This is a genomic window from Shewanella sp. Isolate7, from assembly GCF_022398425.1.
Classification (GTDB): Bacteria; Pseudomonadota; Gammaproteobacteria; order Enterobacterales; family Shewanellaceae; genus Shewanella.
Genome location: NZ_JAKEVJ010000079.1, coordinates 1 through 18174 on the forward strand (window position 1 = coordinate 1; position 18174 = coordinate 18174).

Consider the following 18174-nt stretch of genomic DNA (forward strand, 5'->3'; position numbering starts at 1 on the left):
CACCCACACCCAGCTTATTTTAAGTCTAAGGTTATAGCTATCTATTTTTAATTGCTTTTTTGTGTTTCAACCAGGGTAAAAACTTCAATTATCTACCTCCACTTAGAGTTTTATAGCCTCAATAGTTCAGTAATTTGGCTGACTGCCTAAGTGATTTTTTCTCAGTTCGATGAAATGTTTTGTTATCTCTTCGCTGGCCTTCGGGGCTCTGAGCTGGCGGATTTATTGTGCCAGATCAAACTTCCTCCAATCTCTGGCGTTTTAACGGAATCTCTTGGCGATTAAAAACTCAAATATCGAATATGCTTAGGCATAGGGCAACCCGCCCCGGTGATGAGTCTTGTTAAGGAGAATCCAGATGTTGTTTAGTGACGGCCAGCTGCCATCGGCCTTATATACGGCGCAGATGATTCGTGATGCCGAAGCGCGCTTTATTGCGTCCGGTGAGGCTAACTTATGTCAGTTGATCGACAGCGCCGGTCAGTCGGCCTTCGAACTACTGCAGCGGGAAGAAAGGCTTAACAACAAAATTTTGGTATTGGCGGGCTATGGCAACAACGGCGCCGACGCCTATATCTGTGCCACCTTGCTGCTCGAATCTGGCTGTGATGTCGCCCTCTATGCCGTGGAGCGTCCCGAGCCAGGCGAGGGGATTAGCTACGCAAAGGCGGCCTTTCTCGCGGCGGGCGGACATCAGCTATCTGATTATGAAGAGGCACTTAAGGAGGCCGAGGTCGTCGTCGATGGCCTGCTGGGCACAGGGGGAAAGGGAGAGCCTCGCGCCCCCTTTGCCGAGATGATTAAGGCGCTGAATGCTTATTCTCCCTGGATCTTATCCTTAGACGTACCCTCTGGAATCGATGTGGATACCGGCGCCGGGCAGCTGGCGGTTAAGGCCGATGTGACCCTGACTTTCGGCGCGCCGAAACAGGGGCTTATCACGGGTAAGGCGAGGGACTGTGTCGGACGCCTCTGGTTTGCCGATATAGGGTTGCAGGACTATCTGCCGGATTCTAAGGTGCTCAACATTGCCTACAAGCTAACCGACTTGGGATTGCCTGCCAGGGCGCAGAACAGCCACAAGGGCGCCTGTGGCAAGGTGACCGTTATCGGTGGCGACAATGGGATGGCCGGGGCGCCGCGATTAGCGGCCGAGAGTTGCTTACGGGCCGGGGCTGGCCTAGTGGCGGTGATCTCGAGGCCCGAGCATTTGACCGTGGTTAACTCGGGCAGACCAGAAATTATGTTCTGGGGCTGTGAGCTGGTGGATATGGAGGTGTACCAGCGCCTGGGCTGGGCCGATATTTTACTGATCGGGCCCGGACTGGGCAAACATGACTGGGGCTATAACTTGCTCAAGGCGACGAGTCTGAGTGACAAGCCCTGTGTGATGGACGCCGATGCCCTCAATCTACTGGCGCTTGACCCATCACGGCAGAGTAACTGGGTGCTGACTCCCCACAGCGGTGAGGCGGCTCGTCTTTTGGGTATCAGTATCGCCGAGGTGGAGGCGGATCGCTTTGCCGCCGTCTATGCTCTGCAGGCAAAATATGGCGGCGTCGTGGTACTTAAAGGGGCCGGCACTTTGATCTATGACGGCAAGGTGTGTCACGTGGCGCCCGTGGGTAACCCTGGGCTCGCCAGTGGCGGCAGCGGTGATGTACTAGGCGGCATCATAGCGGCCCTGATGGCACAGGGGATGTCTAAGATGGATGCGGCCAGTGCCGGGGTGGTGGTTCATGGCGCCGCGGCGGATCTTGCGGCCAAAGATGGCGAGCGAGGCATGCTGGCCTGTGACCTGTTTGCTCATATACGCGCGCTGGTCGATAGGATTTAGCCTGGGCAGATTAAAATGCGCTAATGTTTGTTTAGATAAACGCCGGTTTAGGTTAAAGTATCTGGTTCAAAAAAGGATTGTCCTTAATTAGCGATAGATACGATGACATCAGTAAAAGTTTATCTTGAAAATGAAGCAGAAACCGTTAGCTTAGGCCAAAGGCTAGCCAATGCGATTAAGCCGCCATTGACCCTCTATCTGAGCGGTGAATTGGGGGCGGGGAAAACCACCTTTAGTCGTGGTCTGATTCAGAGTCTGGGGCATCAGGGGGCGGTGAAGAGCCCGACCTATACGCTGGTTGAGCCTTATGAGTTAGGTGATATTGATGTATATCATTTTGATCTATATAGATTAAGTGATCCAGAAGAGCTCGAGTTTATGGGGATTCGAGACTACTTTACCGACTCGAGCCTGTGTATTGTCGAGTGGCCCGATAAGGGCGTCGGCCTCCTGCCCGAGGCCGATCTGGCGATACACATTCAATATCACCAACAAGGCCGAGAGGTCACGCTGACGGCGCATTCGCGCGCCGGAGAGATTTTGTTAGATAGTTTACATAATTAATAATGATAAGAACTGAGTCACTAATAAAACGCCTATTATTGATTGTCTTGCTATGTATTCCTTCCATTGCCTACAGCGCAAATAAACTGGAAGGCGTACGTATCTGGGCGGCGCCAGAGTCCACACGAGTGGTGTTTGACCTGCGTGAGCCGCCAAAGTATTCCCATTTTACTCTCACCAGTCCCTATCGCTTGGTGGTCGATCTGACGACCACGGCAACAGGACTCAATCTGAGTAAGATTGAGAATAACAGCAAGCTGGTTAAGCGGGTGCGCATCAGCAAACCGCCCAAGAAGGGCACTCTTAGGCTGGTGATCGATCTGGTCAAGCCCGCGAAGGCCAACCTGTTTGCCCTGTCGCCCACGGCCCCCTATGGCAATCGCCTGGTGGTGGACCTTGAAGGCGGCAGCCAGAGCCCTAAAACGGCAAAGGCTGAACCCCAGCAGGAGCTGAGAGACATTATTGTTGCCATCGACGCCGGACATGGCGGCGATGATCCGGGCTCTATCGGCCCCTCGGGGATTTATGAGAAGAAGGTCGCGTTACAGATCGCCAAGAAGGTAGAGGCCAAGATCAATGCCACGCCGGGCATGCGCGCCATTATGACCCGCTCGGGTGACTACTTCGTCAACCTGAATAAACGCTCTGAGATCGCCCGTAACAGCAAGGCCGATCTGCTGGTGTCTATTCACGCCGACGCCTTTACCTCGCCTAAGCCTCAGGGCGCCTCTGTGTGGGTGCTGTCGATGCGCCGCGCCAACAGTGAGATCGGTCGCTGGTTAGAGCAGAAAGAGAAGCACTCTGAACTGCTGGGTGGTGCCGGTGAGATTATCCAGAACGCGGACAACGAGCAGTATCTGGCCATGACCCTGCTGGATATGTCGATGGACAGATCCATGGCGATCAGCCATAACATCGCCGGAGACGTGCTCGCTAACCTAGGGAAGGTGACACGCCTGCATAAGCATAAGCCGGAGGCAGCCAGCCTGGCCGTACTCAAGTCGCCGGATATTCCCTCTATTCTAGTGGAGACGGGCTTTATCTCGAATCACAAAGAGGAGCGCCTGCTGACCCAGAGGGATCATCAGAACAATATCGCCAATGCCGTCCACAAGGGTGTGGTGCGCTATTTCGAGAACAATCCCCCTGCTAACACCATGATGGCCAGTAAGAGTGGCATCAAGCATAAGGTGACGGCCGGCGAGTCATTGTCGGTGATCGCCCATCGCTATCAGGTATCAGTCGCCAGCATCAAGAAGGCTAACAAGCTTAAGTCCAACACCCTCTACATTGGTCAGAAGCTGATCATTCCCCGGGCGTAAGGAACCAAGATGACTATTCGAATTTTGCCTCCTCAACTGGCTAACCAGATTGCCGCCGGGGAGGTGGTAGAGCGTCCTGCTTCCGTTATCAAAGAGCTGGTGGAAAACAGCCTGGATGCGGGTGCTACCCGCGTCGATATCGAGATAGACAAGGGCGGCAGCAAGCTGATTAAGATCACAGACAACGGTTCGGGTATTCCCAAGGAGGAGCTGAGTCTGGCCCTGTCTCGCCATGCCACCTCTAAGCTGGCCTCGTTAGATGATCTGGATGCCATCCTGAGTTTCGGCTTTCGTGGTGAGGCGCTTGCCAGTATTAGCTCTGTCTCCCGTCTGACCCTGACCTCGAGAACGCAGCAGCAGAGTGAGGCCTGGCAGGCCTATGCCGAGGGCTCCGAGATGGCGGTCAGGGTGATCCCGGCGGCGCATCCCGTGGGCTCGACGGTGGAGGCGGCAGATCTCTTCTTCAATACGCCGGCCAGACGCCGTTTCTTAAAGAGCGACAAGACAGAATTTACCCATATCGATGAGTGGCTCAAGCGAATCGCCTTGGTGCGCCGTGACATTCATTTTACCCTCAAGCACAACGGCAAGCAGGTGCGCAACTATCGCCCGGCCAAGACAGAGGCGCAATATCTGCAGCGTATGGCCCAGGTCAGCGGTAAGGCCTTTGCCGACAACGCGCTCAGGGTCGACTGTACCCACAATGGCTTAAGCCTCAGCGGCTATATTCAATCGCCATTTGGCGAGCAGGCCGTCGGCGACACCCAATATTTCTATGTTAACGGCCGTTTGGTGCGTGACCGCCTGGTTAATCATGCGGTGCGTCAGGCATTTGCTCAGCAGCTGCAAGGAGAGCAGGTTGCCTTCGTGCTCATGTTGACACTGGATCCCCATCAGGTGGATGTCAACGTGCATCCGGCTAAGCATGAGGTGCGCTTCCACGAGAGCCGTTATGTGCATGACTTTATCTTGCAGGCGCTGGAATCGACGCTGCGTCAGTCGAGTGAGTTGGCCTTAGAGGCGGCTCAGGACAGAGAGGTGGTGGGGCAGGAGACGTCCGCCTCCTATATTCGTCCGCTGCAACCTGAGTCTAATAGGGGTGAGCAGAGTAACTATGCTGCTAACACGACTGAGCAGGACGAAGCATGGTCAGGGGATGAACGCCGTGCCTATACAGGACTCAATGCTGGGGTAGGAGCTGGCGGTGAGCGGGTGCGAGAGACGCAGGTGAGCGCTTATGGTGGCAGTCAGTTTGCCGGGCGAGGACGCAGCCATGCGAGCGCCGAGCTGCCCAGTCAGGCGGCCGTCGACAGTTATGCCCAGCTGATGACCACACCAAGTGTGACGAGTCAGCCTGTTCAACAAGCAGGTGACCTTGCGCCCATGCCACAGCTGCTCGACGGACAATATTGGCTGCTGGTTCGGGGCAGCGAGCTTGCCTTGCTCAGCCTGCAGACCGCTGTGCGTGAAGTGACGCGCCGGGAGATCCAGGCCAAGCTGGATGCCGGTCTCATTGGCCAGCCGCTCCTGATGCCCGTATCGGTCAAGGTCGATGAAGATTGGCAGCAGACCTTGGCCGAGAGAGACCTTTTGGTGAGAAAATTGGGATTAGAGCTAACTATTCGCCTCGGCCAGTTGATAATTAAAAAAGTGCCCCCATATCTAAGGCAGAGTCAGCTGGCGAGCGTGATCCCCGAGTTTCTCCAATGGATACGCTTCGAAGAACCGACAAACGATGCGCTGGTCAATTGGCTGGTGAATCAAGCGAGCGAACAGTTTAGCTCGGCGAGTCGACTCTGGGGCGAACTCATGGGACTGCCCGAGTCGCAGCAGCAAGAAATTTTATCTATGGCCAAGGTGATGCCTTGGCAAGAATGGTTAGGTGAGCAAACGAGTGAATAGCGAGAGTCAGCCGACAATTATCACCCTGATGGGGCCGACGGCGTCCGGTAAGACAGCGCTCGCGATGGCATTGGCCGAGCAGCACAACTGCGAGATCATCTCGGTCGACTCTGCGCTCATCTATCGCGGTATGGACATCGGCAGTGCTAAACCGACCCAGGAAGAGCTAAGCCGCGCGCCGCACCGTTTGATCGATATTCGCGATCCCAGCGAGAGTTACTCCGCGGCGGATTTTCGTAGCGACGCCATCGCCAACATCGAGGCGATCTTAGCGGCGGGCAAGACGCCTCTACTCGTGGGCGGCACCATGCTTTATTTCAAGGCGCTACTCGAAGGCCTGTCGCCATTGCCATCGGCGGATGAGGCCATCCGGGCCGAGATAGCCAGCGAGGTCGAAACCAAGGGCTGGCAGGCGTTGCATGACGAGCTGCGCCGTGTGGACCCAGTATCGGCAGAGCGAATCCACCCTAATGATCCCCAGCGTCTGTCGCGGGCATTGGAGGTATACCGCATTAGCGGTAAAAGCTTGACCGAGTTGACCCAGGTGAAGGCCGATGCCTTGCCCTATAAGGTGGCGCAATTTGGCATAGCACCGAAAGATCGCAAAGTGCTACACCTTGCTATAGCAGAAAGATTCAAATTGATGTTAAATCAAGGTTTCGTCGAAGAGGTGCAGCAGCTTAAGGCCCGAGCGGATCTGCATCTAGACCTACCTTCGATGAGATGTGTCGGATATCGCCAGGTGTGGCAGTATCTCGATGGGGAATATGACTATGATACTATGGTCGAAAAATCCATAGTTGCGACTAGGCAATTGGCCAAGCGTCAATTAACATGGTTGCGAGGATGGACAGATCTAAATTGGCTGGAGAGTGGGGATGAAGCTAATCTGGCGCGACTATTAGAACATTGTCGCTAGCTAATTCATTCACTCTATATAATACTAAAACCAAACCAGAAATTGATGCTGTATTAGGTTTTAATTAATTTTAATAAAAAGGAAATTACATAATGGCAAAGGGGCAATCTTTACAAGACCCATTTTTGAACGCATTACGACGTGAACGCGTTCCGGTATCTATCTACCTAGTTAACGGTATCAAGCTTCAGGGACAAGTTGAGTCATTCGATCAGTTTGTTATTTTATTGAAGAACACTGTCAGCCAGATGGTATACAAGCACGCTATCTCTACCGTGGTGCCTGCACGTCCATTTAACGTGAGCAACCATCACAACACGCCTAACCAGGCGGCGGGTTACAATGCACAACATGACGATAGCGCTGAGTAATTTCCTGAGGAGTTCGCTTTTTGTTTGAACGCTATGAGGCGGGAGAAGCTGCAGTACTTGTCCATATCGACTTTTCAGATGAAGACAGTAGGGAAGATATTACCGAACTTCGTTTACTGGTCGAGTCGGCAGGCGCTGAAACCGTTGGCGTGATCACGGGAAGTCGTCGTTCTCCAGATAGAAAGTATTTTGTTGGTACAGGTAAAGCGGAAGAGTTGGCGGCCATGGTGGCAGCCACCGACGCGAATGTGGTGATTTTTAACCACGCCTTGAGTCCTGCACAAGAGCGTAATCTTGAGCTGATCTGTCAGTGTCGGGTCTTAGACCGTACGACGCTGATTTTGGATATTTTTGCTCAGCGCGCCAGGACCTATGAGGGTAAGTTGCAGGTGGAGCTAGCGCAATTGCGCCACATGTCGACACGCCTGATTCGTGGTTGGACGCACCTTGAAAGGCAAAAAGGTGGTATCGGCCTGCGGGGACCGGGTGAAACCCAGCTGGAAACCGACAGACGTCTGTTGCGTGGTCGTATCAAGACCATCAACAAGCGACTGGAAAAGGTCGATAAGCAGCGTGAACAGAGTCGCCGGGCGAGGCAGCGAAGCGAACTCGCGACCGTGTCCTTGGTGGGCTACACCAACGCCGGTAAGTCGACCCTATTTAACGCCTTGACCGTTTCCGAGGTTTATGCCGCCGACCAGCTGTTTGCGACACTCGATCCGACCCTGCGTAAGTTAGACTTACAAGACGGCTCGGTCATTTTGGCCGACACGGTCGGTTTCATCAGACATCTTCCCCATGATCTCGTGGCGGCGTTTAAGGCTACCCTGCAGGAAACCCGCGAAGCGGATCTTCTGCTACATGTGGTCGACAGTGCTGATGAAAACATGGGCGACAATTTTGAGCAGGTACAGTTGGTACTCAAAGAGATTGGCGCCGAAGAGATTCCACAGTTGATCGTCTGTAACAAGATAGATCTCTTGGAAGAGGTGGGCCCTAAGATCGACTATGACAGCGATGGGGTCCCAACGCGTGTGTGGGTTTCGGCCCAGCAGCGACTAGGCTTGGACTTGCTCGAGAAGGCCATCAACCAGTTGGTTGGGCGGGCTGTATTAGAGCTTACCTTGCGTATTCCGGCGACGGCCGGACATTATCTTGGTCAGTTTTATCGACTGGATGTGATACAGCAGAAAGAGTATGACGATCTGGGGAACTGTATCTTATCTGTGCGCTTATTGGAGGCCGATTGGCACCGATTAGCCAAGCAGAGCCAAGGGGAGTTGGAAACCTTTATTGTTGAAACCGCAGCAATAGAGTAGTTTTTAGTAATCTCGTTTATTTCATACACCTATGGAGTGCTAAATGGCTTGGAACGAGCCCGGTAACAAGGGTCAAGACCCTTGGGGAAACAAGAACGGCAATGACAAGGGGCCGCCAGATCTCGACGAAGTATTTAAGAATATTTCGAAGCGTTTTGGGGGTAAAGGAAATGGCGCTGGCGGCGGATTCAGCGCATTAGGTTTTATCATTGTATTAGGCATCGCCGTTGTCGTATGGGGACTATCAGGTTTCTATACGGTGAAAGAAGCCGAGAAGGGTGTGGCGCTTCGCTTTGGTAAATATATTGGCGAAGTAGAGCCTGGCCTACAGTGGAAGGCGACCTTTATCGATGAAGTCTTCCCGGTGAACGTGAGCAACGTTCGCTCAATTCCAGCCTCGGGCAGCATGCTGACCGCCGACGAGAACGTCGTGCTGGTGGAGCTGGATGTACAGTATATTGTGGTCGATCCTTATCGTTACCTGTTCAGCGCGGTCGATGCTAATTCGAGCCTGCGTGAGGCAACGGATAGCGCCCTGCGTTATGTGGTGGGCCACAACAGGATGGACGATATCCTGACCACGGGACGTGATCAGATCCGTCGCGATACCTGGGAAGAGGTTGAGCGTATCATCAAGCCCTACAATCTGGGCATCGAGATCCGCGACGTGAACTTCCTGCCGGCCCGTCCGCCGGAAGAGGTGAAAGACGCCTTCGATGACGCCATTGCCGCACAGGAAGATCAGCAGCGTTTCATCCGTGAAGCCGAAGCCTACTCTCGCGAAATCGAGCCTAAGGCCCGTGGTACGGTGCAGCGTATGGAGCAGCAGGCGAACGCTTATAAAGAGCGTGAGATCTTAGAGGCGCGCGGTAAGGTAGCTCGCTTCGAGAAGCTCTTGCCTGAATATAAGGCGGCGCCGGAAGTGACCCGCAATCGTCTCTACATCGATGCCATGTCTAAAGTCTTATCGGGTACCAACAAGGTGCTGGTGGATTCGAAGGCAGGCAACAACATGATGTATCTGCCGCTGGACAAGTTAATGGAGCAGCGTCCACAGACTAAGACGAGCAAGCCTGTCGAGGTGGACACGGTCAATGACTCAGTGAACAGCATAGTAAATAGTGTTGGCATGCCGTTAGATGGAAGGCCTTCTCGTAGCGACCGCACTCGCCAGGGGAGAAACTAATCATGGGTAGATTATCTGTTATTATTGCGGCCATCTTAGTCGCTATGGGTCTATCGTCCCTGATGGTGGTCAATGAGGGTGAACGCGCTATCGTGTCGCGCTTTGGTAAGATCATCAAAGATGAGGGCGTGACGCGCATCTATAAGCCGGGTCTGCATATCAAGTTGCCGGTGATCGATAAGATCAAGTATCTCGATTCTCGCATCCAGACAATGGATGGCGCGGCGGACCGTTTCGTTACCTCAGAGAAGAAAGACCTTATGGTCGACTCTTATGTGAAGTGGCGCATCAAGGATCACGAGAAGTACTATCTTGCGACCAACGGTGGTAACAAGGTCCAGGCCGAATCGCTACTCCAACGCAAGATCAACAACGATCTGCGTACCGAGTTTGGTCGCCGTACCATCAAGGATATCGTTTCGGGTAGCCGTGACGAGCTGCAGCAAGATGCGCTGAGAAACGCTTCTGACAGCGCGCAGGATCTGGGTATAGAAGTTGTTGACGTGCGTGTTAAGCAGATCAACCTGCCGGCCAACGTGAGCTCAAGCATCTACCAGCGTATGCGCGCCGAGCGTACCGCTGTGGCTAAGGAGCATCGCGCTCAAGGTAAGGAGCAGTCTGAAATCATTCGCGCCAAGACGGATGCCAGCGTGACCATTCAGATCGCCGAAGCCGAGCGTAAGGCGCTACAGGTACGTGGTGAGGGTGATGCCATCGCCGCTAAGATCTACGCCGATGCTTATAAGAAAGACCCAGAGTTTTTCTCTTTCCTGCGTAGCCTAGAGGCTTATCAGGCGAGCTTCGCCAATGGCTCTAATGTCATGGTGCTCGAGCCGGAAGGCGATTTCTTCAAGTACATGAAGAGTTCTGATGCTAAATAGTTCTCATTGAGGATTATTAAGATTAAAGCCCGACGAGTTCGGGCTTTTTTATTGCTAATTGTCGCAAGTTGCTAATTTAGCTTTGATTGTTATTCTCGTTTACCATTTTATTGGCTAAAATCTCCCTCGTTTCATCCCGCACTTGCTGCACATTTTCTTCTGGAATGCCCAATTTCCTAACATAGTTAACTTTGTGCTTTGTTTTACTATGATCTGCTTCTAATTTTTGGCTATAATGGGCCCCGCCTCAAATTTGACTTTTGCGCTTTGGGGTAAAACCCCAATTTCAAAAGTTTTTAAAACAAAAATTCCAACACTCTCTGGAGATAAGTGGATGAGCAATGCGCCAGTCGATACCGGACGTCGCAGATTCCTGACCGCAGCAACCGCCGTAGTGGGTGGTGCTGGTGCCGTCGCTGTAGCGGTTCCTTTTATAAAGTCATGGAATCCGAGTGCCAAAGCGAAAGCTGCAGGTGCACCGGTAGAAGTAAATATTAGTAAGTTAGAGCCGGGTCAGCTGATCCGTGTTGAATGGCGTGGAAAGCCTGTATGGGTTGTCCGCCGTACCGAAGAGATCTTAAAAGGTCTTGCTACTCACGATGATCAGTTGCGCGATCCAGCGTCTAACGAAGAGCAACAACCTGCCTATGCGCAGAACGCCGTTCGCTCAATCAAGCCTGAGTACTTTATTGCCGTTGGTCTGTGTACGCACTTAGGTTGTTCTCCAACGTATCTGCCTGATACATTCGGTGAACAGGTTGAAGGCGTCGCTTCTGGTTTCTTCTGTCCATGTCATGGTTCTAAGTTTGATATGGCTGGTCGCGTATTCCAGGGGGTTCCAGCGCCGTTGAACCTAGTTGTTCCACCTCATCAGTACATTGATGACGGCAACGTGATTATCGGTGTCGACCAGGGGGCTGCGTAATGGTTAAAAATATTATCGATTGGATTGATGCGCGCATCCCTATGACGGCTACCTACAACCGTCATGTAGGTCAATATGCGACGCCAACCAACTTCAACTTCTGGTACTTCTTTGGCTCTCTGGCCATGCTAGTACTGGTAAACCAGCTGCTGACCGGTATCTGGTTGACCATGAACTATGTACCAACCGCAGAAGGTGCCTTCGCCTCTGTCGAATACATCATGCGTGATGTTGAGTACGGCTGGCTACTTCGTTACATGCACTCAACCGGTGCATCGGCCTTCTTCGTGGTGGTTTATCTGCACATGTTCCGTGGCCTGCTCTACGGTTCTTACCAGAAGCCGCGTGAACTGCTGTGGCTGTTCGGTATGTTGATCTTCCTCGTACTGATGGCAGAAGCTTTCATGGGTTACCTGCTTCCTTGGGGACAGATGTCTTACTGGGGCGCACAGGTAATTATCTCTCTGTTTGGTGCTATCCCTGTTATCGGTGACGACCTGACACTATGGATTCGTGGTGACTTCGTTGTTTCTGGTGCGACACTGAACCGCTTCTTCGCGCTGCACGTTATCGCGCTGCCATTGGTGCTTGTGGTACTGGTGTTCCTACACCTTATCGCCCTGCACGAAGTGGGTTCTAACAACCCAGACGGTATCGAGATCAAGAAGAACAAAGATGAGAATGGCTGGCCGAAAGATGGTATCCCATTCCACCCATACTACACAGTGAAAGATATCATGGGCGTCGCTGGCTTCCTGATCGTCTTCTGCTACGTGTTGTTCTTCATGCCTGAAGGCGGTGGATATTTCCTCGAGAAGCCTAACTTCGAAGCGGCTAACCCGATGAAGACTCCTGAGCATATTGCACCAGTTTGGTACTTCACACCTTTCTACGCCATCCTACGTGCGATTCCTGACAAGCTGTTAGGGGTTGTGGGTATGGGTCTAGCGATTGCCGTACTCTTCGTTCTACCTTGGTTAGATCGTTGTAAGGTGAAGTCAATCCGCTACCGTAGCATGATTCATAAGCTGAATATTGGTCAGTTTGCCGTATCTTTCGTTATCTTAGGCTACCTGGGTGCCGTACCTGCGACGCCAACGCTGACAATTGCTGCGCGTATCTTCACTCTGACATACTTCGGTTTCTTCTTAGCACTGTGGCTATACAGTAAGAATGAGAAAACTAAGCCTGTACCAGAGAGGTTGACCCACTAATGAAAAAATTACTGATTGCATTAGTTACATTAGTACCATCTCTTGCGTTTGCTGCAGGTGGTGCCCATGTTCATCTAGAAAGTGCTAACGTCGACCTGAATGACAAAGAGTCGCTGCAACGTGGTCTGGACAGCTTCCAGCACTACTGCTCAGGCTGTCACAGCACTCAGTATCAGCGTTATAACCGTGTTGCCGAAGACCTAGGTATTTCAGTGGACGATATGCGTAACAAGTATATGTTCAATGCCGATGCCAAGGTGGGCGACCTGATGGAAAATGCCATTCCTGAAGTCGACGCGGCTAAGTGGTTCGGTGCTGCGCCACCGGATCTGACGCTGGTTGCACGTGTACGTGGCGAAGACTGGATCTACACCTACCTGAAGAGTTTCTACCAAGATGAGACTCGTCCATTTGGTGTAAACAACACAGTCTTCCCTTCAGTGGCTATGCCGCACGTACTGCAAGAGCTGCAAGGTCTGCAGGTTAAGCAAGAAGACGGTAGCTTAGTGGCTACTGGCGGAAAGCTGACTGCCGAAGAATATGATCAAGTCGTTCGTGACATCACAGGCTTCCTGGTTTACTCAGGCGAGCCGGTCAAACTTGAGCGTGAAAGCTTAGGTTGGTGGGTAATGGGCTTCCTGTTTATTTTCTTTATTGTGGCCTACCTCTTGAAGAAAGAGTACTGGAAAGATGTACACTAACCCCCGTTAGAGGTTAGAATATATTATCCGCATATTATAAACGGGGGGCTCTGCCCCTCGTTTGTTTTTGCTTTTTTAGCTTTCATATTTTAAATCTTGGAGGGTATCAATGGCTGTTGCTGCCAATAAACGCTCAATCATGACCCTGTTTTCAGGCGCCGACGATCTCTATAGCCATCAAGTCCGTATCGTCTTGGCGGAAAAGGGAGTGACTGTCGATGTTCTGCAGGTGGATCCTAGTGATATGCCTGAAGATCTTATTGAGCTAAACCCATACAACACAGTGCCAACTTTAGTTGACCGTGAGTTGGTGCTTTATAACTCACGCATCATCATGGAATACTTAGATGAGCGTTTCCCGCATCCTCCGCTGATGCCTGTCTACCCGGTTTCTCGCGGTCAGACTCGTCTGATGATGCACCGTATCGAAAACGATTGGTACAGCCTGGTGGATCGTATCCGCAAGGGTGACCGTGCCGATGAGGCGCGTAAAGAGCTGCAGGAAAGCCTGACCGCTATCGCACCTATCTTCAACGAGATGCCATACTTCATGGCCGAAGAGTTTGGCCTGGCCGACTGCTACCTGGGCCCACTGTTGTGGCGTCTACCTGTACTGGGCATCGAGCTGGACAGCCGTACCGCCAAGGAAGTTAAAGCCTATATGACACGTCTATTCGATCGTGAATCATTCAAGGCATCTTTGACCGAGGCAGAGCGCGAAATGCGCATGGGTATCTAAGATGAAACCTATGACCCCTAACCGTCCTTACCTGTTACAGGCCTATTACGACTGGCTCATGGATAACGAGCTGACCCCCCATGTGGTGGTCGATGCTTACGTGCCCGGTACTCAAGTACCGCAGCAGTATGTGAAAGATGGACAGATAGTGCTTAATATTACCGCCAGCGCCGTGGGTAATTTGCAGATAGGTCATGATTTCATCGAGTTTAATGCCCGCTTCGGTGGTGTGCCGCAGCAAGTGGTACTGCCTATGGCCTCGATCGTCGCCATCTACGCCAGAGAAAATGGCGCAGGAACCGTGTTCGATCAGGAAGAAGCCTATCAGCTAGAGGCCGACGCCAGCGACTTGGGGCTCTCCGTAGTCGATGAGACTAAGAGCGAAGAGCCTGTTGCTGCCGAGCCTTCCGCCGAGCAGGAAAAGCCGAAACGCCGTGGTCATCTCACCCTGGTGAAGTAAGCGGCTATTCTGCATTAGACGCATAGGCGACATAACGACATAAAAAACCAGCTTAGGCTGGTTTTTTTGTGCCTGTAAAAGTACTACACCTGAGTTATGCCTAAGCTATGCCTATGGTATGAGTAGGGAAGAGGCCGGGGCAGGAAATGAGGCAGCGAGTCTAGCGTGGTATGCGCCAGGCGTCAGTAGAATGGATGATCCTGTCTGGACTCTGTGTTAGCATCTGCGCCAGAAAATGTGGCGTAACTCACACCCAATTCATACGAGCAATTTATCCATGATCCTGATGATCGACAATTATGACTCCTTTACCTTCAACCTGGTGCAGTATTTTCAGCAGCTGGGGGAGGAGATTGTCGTCAGGCGCAATGATGAACTGAGCCTCGAGGAGATTAAGGCGCTTGCACCAAGCAGACTGGTGATCTCCCCCGGCCCATGCTCACCCAACGAGGCGGGTATCTCGCTGGCGGCGATAGAGGCCTTTGCCGGTAAACTGCCCATATTGGGGGTCTGTCTCGGCCATCAGGCGATCGCTCAGGTCTTCGGCGCCGAGGTGGTGCGGGCCAAGCGAGTGATGCACGGCAAGACAAGTGCCATCGCTCACACAGGCGTAGGCCTGTTTACCGGGCTGAATCAGCCCTTAACCGTTACCCGTTATCACTCACTCTTGGTTGAGCAGCTGCCCGATGACTTTATTCTGGATGCCTGGTTCGACGACCCCGTCCACGGCCGCGAGATCATGGCCATGAGTCGACCCGAATTAGGCCTGTTCGGCGTGCAGTTTCACCCAGAATCTATCCTGACCGAGCAGGGACTTGAGCTGCTGGCAAACTTCGTTAAGCAGACCATCTAGGGCCTGTTGACCTTTTGAGCACAAATTTTGTTCTAATCAAGCCGCTAAACCAGAGTCTTAGCCTGATGATGCCAGCGACAATGGTTAACCATTAGGTCTATTCTTTTTCAAACTGTTACAAGTTTTATCCCGACCTTATCCCCGTCCCTCAGCCATTTTGTGATATAAAAGGCAGCAAAATAGCAAGGTTGGGGCTTTGCCCTGACGATATAAATCATAAGGAAGGACGATGACGGGCGCGTTTCGTGGATTTGGTCTCAGCATTTTGACCCTCACCATCTTGGGGGGCTGTGCAGCCACCCCTTCAACCGATACTCAACAGACTCAGGCGAACATTCAGGCAAGCACTCAGGTGGCGTTAGCGACGCCGCCAAGTGTCGATCAGGCCCTGACACTCAAGCAGATTATGGCTAACCCCGATTGGATGGGTATCTTGGCTAAGGGCGAATATTGGAGCGACGACAGCCAGTCGGTCTACTTTGCGCGCCAGGCGCATCAATCACCGCTGCTCGACTATTACCAACAGCCACTTGCTTCGGGTGAGGCCGCCAAGTTAGCGCTGGATGCCCTGTATCAGGCGGATCAACAGTATGGTGTGATGGACCTGACTCGCAGCCGCAAGGCTTATATTTATCAAGGCAACTTGTTCGTTAAAGATCTACTCAGTGGCAAGGTGTCTCAATTGACCCGTCAAAACACTAAGGTGGACGGGGTGCGTTTCCTCACCAATGGCGATATCGCCTACTGGCAGGGCGAGCAGATATTTCGCATTCATGGTGACACAGGACTGTATGAACAGATCGCTAACATCAAGATGGCCAAGCAGCCCAAAGGGGTCGAGGCGCCTAGCAGCTATATCGCCAAGCAGCAGCATAGACTGATTGAATATGTTGCCCTCAAGCAGACTCAGGCGAAAGAGAAAGAGCAATATCAGGCGGAGCTGGCCAAGCAAGATCCTACCATGACGGCCAAGACCTGGTATCTGGGTGACGAGGAAACGGTTTCCCAGATGAGCCTGTCACCGGACGGTCGCTATCTGCTGCTGTCATTGGTGGACAAGAATTACAGCTGGCGCGCCGAGCATGACATCATGCCTAATTACCTGGGCAGCCAGGGTTATGTGGATGCCGTACCGGCTAGAGCGCGTGTCGCCGAAGATAAATTTCCCGGCGAACGTCTGGTGCTGCTGGATCTAGAACAACATGAGAAACGTGACATTACCATCGAAGGGCTCACTGGGTTCGATGAAGACGTTCTGGCCTCGGTGAAGGCTGAAAATGCCAAGGCCAAGGGCGAGACCTATAAGAGTGAGAAGGCGCCGCGTAAGGTGCAGCTGATGCAGGACTGGGGCTGGACCCAGAGCGCCATGCAGTGGCAGGCTAAGGACAACAAGGTCGCCATCATGCTCGAAGCGGTCGACAATAAGGACAGATGGATCGCGACCCTTAACCTCAAATCGGGTTCACTCAAGACCCAGCATAGACTGCACGATGATGCCTGGGTGAACTACAACTTTAACCAGTTTGGCTGGTTGCCAGAGAGCGATACCCTCTATTACCTCTCGGAAGAGACAGGTTATTCGCACCTCTACCTCAAGGCCAACGGCGCCAAGCCACAGGCCCTGACTCAGGGTAAGTATGTAGTCAGCGACATCACCCTAGGCCCTAAGGCCGAGTACATCTACTACAAGGCCAACAAAGACCATCCGGGCATCGACAACGTCTATCGTGTCAAAATCGCCGACGGTCAGAGCGAGCAGCTCACCCTGTGGGATGGCCAGCTGGATTACAGCCTGAGCCCAGACGGTAGTAAGCTGCTGCTCAAGGCCTCTCGTCGTACTCAGCCGAGCGAACTCTACGTGCAGGCGATAGGCGGTGAACTCAAGCAGCTGACCCACTACACCTCTGATGCCTTCAAGCAATATCCTTGGCAGGCTCCTGAGGTGGTTAGAGTACCGTCTAGCCACGGTGCTGGTGATGTCTATGCCAGGGTTTATCTGCCACAGGGCTTCGATAAGACGCGCAGCGATAAGTACCCAGCGGTGATCTTTAACCATGGTGCCGGCTATCTGCAGAATGCCCACTATGGTTTCTCAGGTTACTTCCGCGAATTTATGTTCCACAACCTGTTGACTCAAAAGGGCTATGTTGTGATGGACATGGACTATCGTGGTTCTAAAGGTTATGGTCGCGATTGGCGCACGGCGATCTATCGCAACATGGGTCATCCAGAAGTGGAAGATCTGAAGGATGGCGTCAGCTGGATGGTAGCTAATACTCATGTGGATCTTAAGCGTGTGGGCACCTATGGCGGTTCTTATGGTGGCTTCCTCACCTTCATGGCGCTATTTACTGAGCCAGAGCTGTTCCAGGCCGGCGCCGCGCTACGTCCTGTGAGCGACTGGGCTCACTACAACGCGCCTTATACCTCTAACATACTCAACACGCCAGATGTGGACGCCATCGCCTATGAGCGTAGCTCGCCTATCGAACACGCTCAGGGGCTGCAGAAGCCGCTGTTGGTGATGAGTGGCGTGCTGGACGATAATGTCTTCTTCCAGGACAGCGTACGTCTGGTGCAGCGCCTGATTGAGCTGGAGAAGCCGATGTTCGAGACCGCCATCTATCCGGTCGAGCCTCACGGTTTCCGTCAGCCGTCGAGCTGGCTTGATGAATACCGCCGTATCTTCAAGTTGTTCGAGCAAGAGCTGAAATAACGACAAGGGCCTCAATAGAGGCCCTTTTTATTGTCATTCTAAAACCACCTCCTATGGAGGTGGTGAACGTCCGATTTAGGCTATGCCTGAAGGTTGCTCATGCTAAATACTGACTTTGTTTGTAACCAGCAAATAAAGAGAGGTAAATAGCATGAGCAGATACGAGTCAGCGTCGCATGTTTTCTACAGGTGCCAATATCACATAGTTTGGACTCCAAAGTATAGATATAGGATCCTAAAAGGGAACGTGGGGAAAGAGGTTCAT

General features: G+C 52.5%; 17 protein-coding genes. All 17 read left to right on the forward strand.

The window, feature by feature from the left end:
* Window positions 1–358: 358 nt before the first annotated feature.
* Window positions 359–1837, forward strand: a complete 1479-nt coding sequence (locus L1D47_RS16785) for an NAD(P)H-hydrate dehydratase (protein ID WP_239886131.1) — start codon at window positions 359–361, stop codon at window positions 1835–1837.
* A gap of 102 nt (window positions 1838–1939) precedes the next feature.
* On the forward strand, window positions 1940–2401 hold the full coding sequence (gene tsaE, locus L1D47_RS16790; protein ID WP_239886132.1) for a tRNA (adenosine(37)-N6)-threonylcarbamoyltransferase complex ATPase subunit type 1 TsaE: 462 nt from the start codon (window positions 1940–1942) through the stop codon (window positions 2399–2401).
* Between the two features lie 2 nt (window positions 2402–2403).
* Entirely contained in the window at window positions 2404–3723 is a 1320-nt protein-coding gene (locus L1D47_RS16795) for an N-acetylmuramoyl-L-alanine amidase (RefSeq protein ID WP_041508365.1), read from the forward strand.
* 9 nt (window positions 3724–3732) lie between these two features.
* A complete protein-coding gene (gene mutL / locus L1D47_RS16800; RefSeq protein WP_239886133.1) occupies window positions 3733–5625 on the forward strand; it encodes a DNA mismatch repair endonuclease MutL in 1893 nt (630 codons plus the stop codon).
* Window positions 5618–6544 (forward strand): tRNA (adenosine(37)-N6)-dimethylallyltransferase MiaA, encoded by a 927-nt coding sequence (gene miaA, locus L1D47_RS16805; protein WP_239886138.1) that lies wholly within the window; start codon window positions 5618–5620, stop codon window positions 6542–6544. The genes mutL and miaA overlap by 8 nt, the downstream gene beginning before the upstream one ends.
* Window positions 6545–6636: 92 nt before the next feature.
* Window positions 6637–6915: an RNA chaperone Hfq gene (gene hfq, locus L1D47_RS16810; protein ID WP_041508368.1), complete on the forward strand. Its 279-nt coding sequence runs from the start codon at window positions 6637–6639 to the stop codon at window positions 6913–6915.
* A gap of 20 nt (window positions 6916–6935) precedes the next feature.
* On the forward strand, window positions 6936–8234 hold the full coding sequence (hflX, locus tag L1D47_RS16815; RefSeq protein ID WP_041508369.1) for a ribosome rescue GTPase HflX: 1299 nt from the start codon (window positions 6936–6938) through the stop codon (window positions 8232–8234).
* Between the two features lie 43 nt (window positions 8235–8277).
* The gene (hflK, locus tag L1D47_RS16820) at window positions 8278–9420 is read left to right on the forward strand and encodes an FtsH protease activity modulator HflK (RefSeq protein ID WP_239886134.1); all 1143 of its coding nucleotides are present in this window, start codon (window positions 8278–8280) and stop codon (window positions 9418–9420) included.
* A gap of 2 nt (window positions 9421–9422) precedes the next feature.
* Window positions 9423–10301 (forward strand): protease modulator HflC, encoded by an 879-nt coding sequence (gene hflC, locus L1D47_RS16825; RefSeq protein ID WP_239886135.1) that lies wholly within the window; start codon window positions 9423–9425, stop codon window positions 10299–10301.
* Window positions 10302–10635: 334 nt separating this feature from the next.
* A complete protein-coding gene (gene petA / locus L1D47_RS16830) occupies window positions 10636–11226 on the forward strand; it encodes a ubiquinol-cytochrome c reductase iron-sulfur subunit (RefSeq protein ID WP_041508372.1) in 591 nt (196 codons plus the stop codon).
* A complete protein-coding gene (locus L1D47_RS16835; protein WP_041508373.1) occupies window positions 11226–12440 on the forward strand; it encodes a cytochrome bc complex cytochrome b subunit in 1215 nt (404 codons plus the stop codon). The genes petA and L1D47_RS16835 overlap by 1 nt, the downstream gene beginning before the upstream one ends.
* Window positions 12440–13141, forward strand: coding sequence for a cytochrome c1 (locus tag L1D47_RS16840; RefSeq protein WP_041508374.1), 702 nt, complete (start codon window positions 12440–12442; stop codon window positions 13139–13141). Before L1D47_RS16835 ends, L1D47_RS16840 begins: the two co-directional genes overlap by 1 nt.
* A gap of 109 nt (window positions 13142–13250) precedes the next feature.
* The gene (sspA, locus tag L1D47_RS16845) at window positions 13251–13880 is read left to right on the forward strand and encodes a stringent starvation protein SspA (RefSeq protein WP_041508375.1); all 630 of its coding nucleotides are present in this window, start codon (window positions 13251–13253) and stop codon (window positions 13878–13880) included.
* Between the two features lies 1 nt (window position 13881).
* Entirely contained in the window at window positions 13882–14340 is a 459-nt protein-coding gene (locus tag L1D47_RS16850) for a ClpXP protease specificity-enhancing factor (protein WP_041508376.1), read from the forward strand.
* A 277-nt stretch (window positions 14341–14617) separates the two neighbouring features.
* Entirely contained in the window at window positions 14618–15193 is a 576-nt protein-coding gene (locus tag L1D47_RS16855) for an aminodeoxychorismate/anthranilate synthase component II (RefSeq protein WP_239886136.1), read from the forward strand.
* Window positions 15194–15422: 229 nt separating this feature from the next.
* Entirely contained in the window at window positions 15423–17909 is a 2487-nt protein-coding gene (locus L1D47_RS16860; RefSeq protein ID WP_239886137.1) for a prolyl oligopeptidase family serine peptidase, read from the forward strand.
* Window positions 17910–18060: 151 nt separating this feature from the next.
* Window positions 18061–18174 (forward strand): transposase (locus tag L1D47_RS16865; protein ID WP_239886139.1); only part of this gene is annotated, 114 nt, incomplete at its 3' end.

Excerpts from the sequence above, each read along its gene's own strand:
- mutL (WP_239886133.1), top strand. The coding sequence starts at position 3,733 with ATGACTATTCGAATTTTGCCTCCTCAACTGGCTAACCAGATTGCCGCC.
- L1D47_RS16840 (WP_041508374.1), top strand. The coding sequence starts at position 12,440 with ATGAAAAAATTACTGATTGCATTAGTTACATTAGTACCATCTCTTGCG.
- hflK (WP_239886134.1), top strand. The coding sequence starts at position 8,278 with ATGGCTTGGAACGAGCCCGGTAACAAGGGTCAAGACCCTTGGGGAAAC.
- petA (WP_041508372.1), top strand. The coding sequence starts at position 10,636 with ATGAGCAATGCGCCAGTCGATACCGGACGTCGCAGATTCCTGACCGCA.
- L1D47_RS16785 (WP_239886131.1), top strand. The coding sequence starts at position 359 with ATGTTGTTTAGTGACGGCCAGCTGCCATCGGCCTTATATACGGCGCAG.
- L1D47_RS16835 (WP_041508373.1), top strand. The coding sequence starts at position 11,226 with ATGGTTAAAAATATTATCGATTGGATTGATGCGCGCATCCCTATGACG.
- L1D47_RS16860 (WP_239886137.1), top strand. The coding sequence starts at position 15,423 with ATGACGGGCGCGTTTCGTGGATTTGGTCTCAGCATTTTGACCCTCACC.
- L1D47_RS16850 (WP_041508376.1), top strand. The coding sequence starts at position 13,882 with ATGAAACCTATGACCCCTAACCGTCCTTACCTGTTACAGGCCTATTAC.
- sspA (WP_041508375.1), top strand. The coding sequence starts at position 13,251 with ATGGCTGTTGCTGCCAATAAACGCTCAATCATGACCCTGTTTTCAGGC.
- hflC (WP_239886135.1), top strand. The coding sequence starts at position 9,423 with ATGGGTAGATTATCTGTTATTATTGCGGCCATCTTAGTCGCTATGGGT.
- hfq (WP_041508368.1), top strand. The coding sequence starts at position 6,637 with ATGGCAAAGGGGCAATCTTTACAAGACCCATTTTTGAACGCATTACGA.
- L1D47_RS16795 (WP_041508365.1), top strand. The coding sequence starts at position 2,404 with ATGATAAGAACTGAGTCACTAATAAAACGCCTATTATTGATTGTCTTG.
- tsaE (WP_239886132.1), top strand. The coding sequence starts at position 1,940 with ATGACATCAGTAAAAGTTTATCTTGAAAATGAAGCAGAAACCGTTAGC.
- L1D47_RS16855 (WP_239886136.1), top strand. The coding sequence starts at position 14,618 with ATGATCCTGATGATCGACAATTATGACTCCTTTACCTTCAACCTGGTG.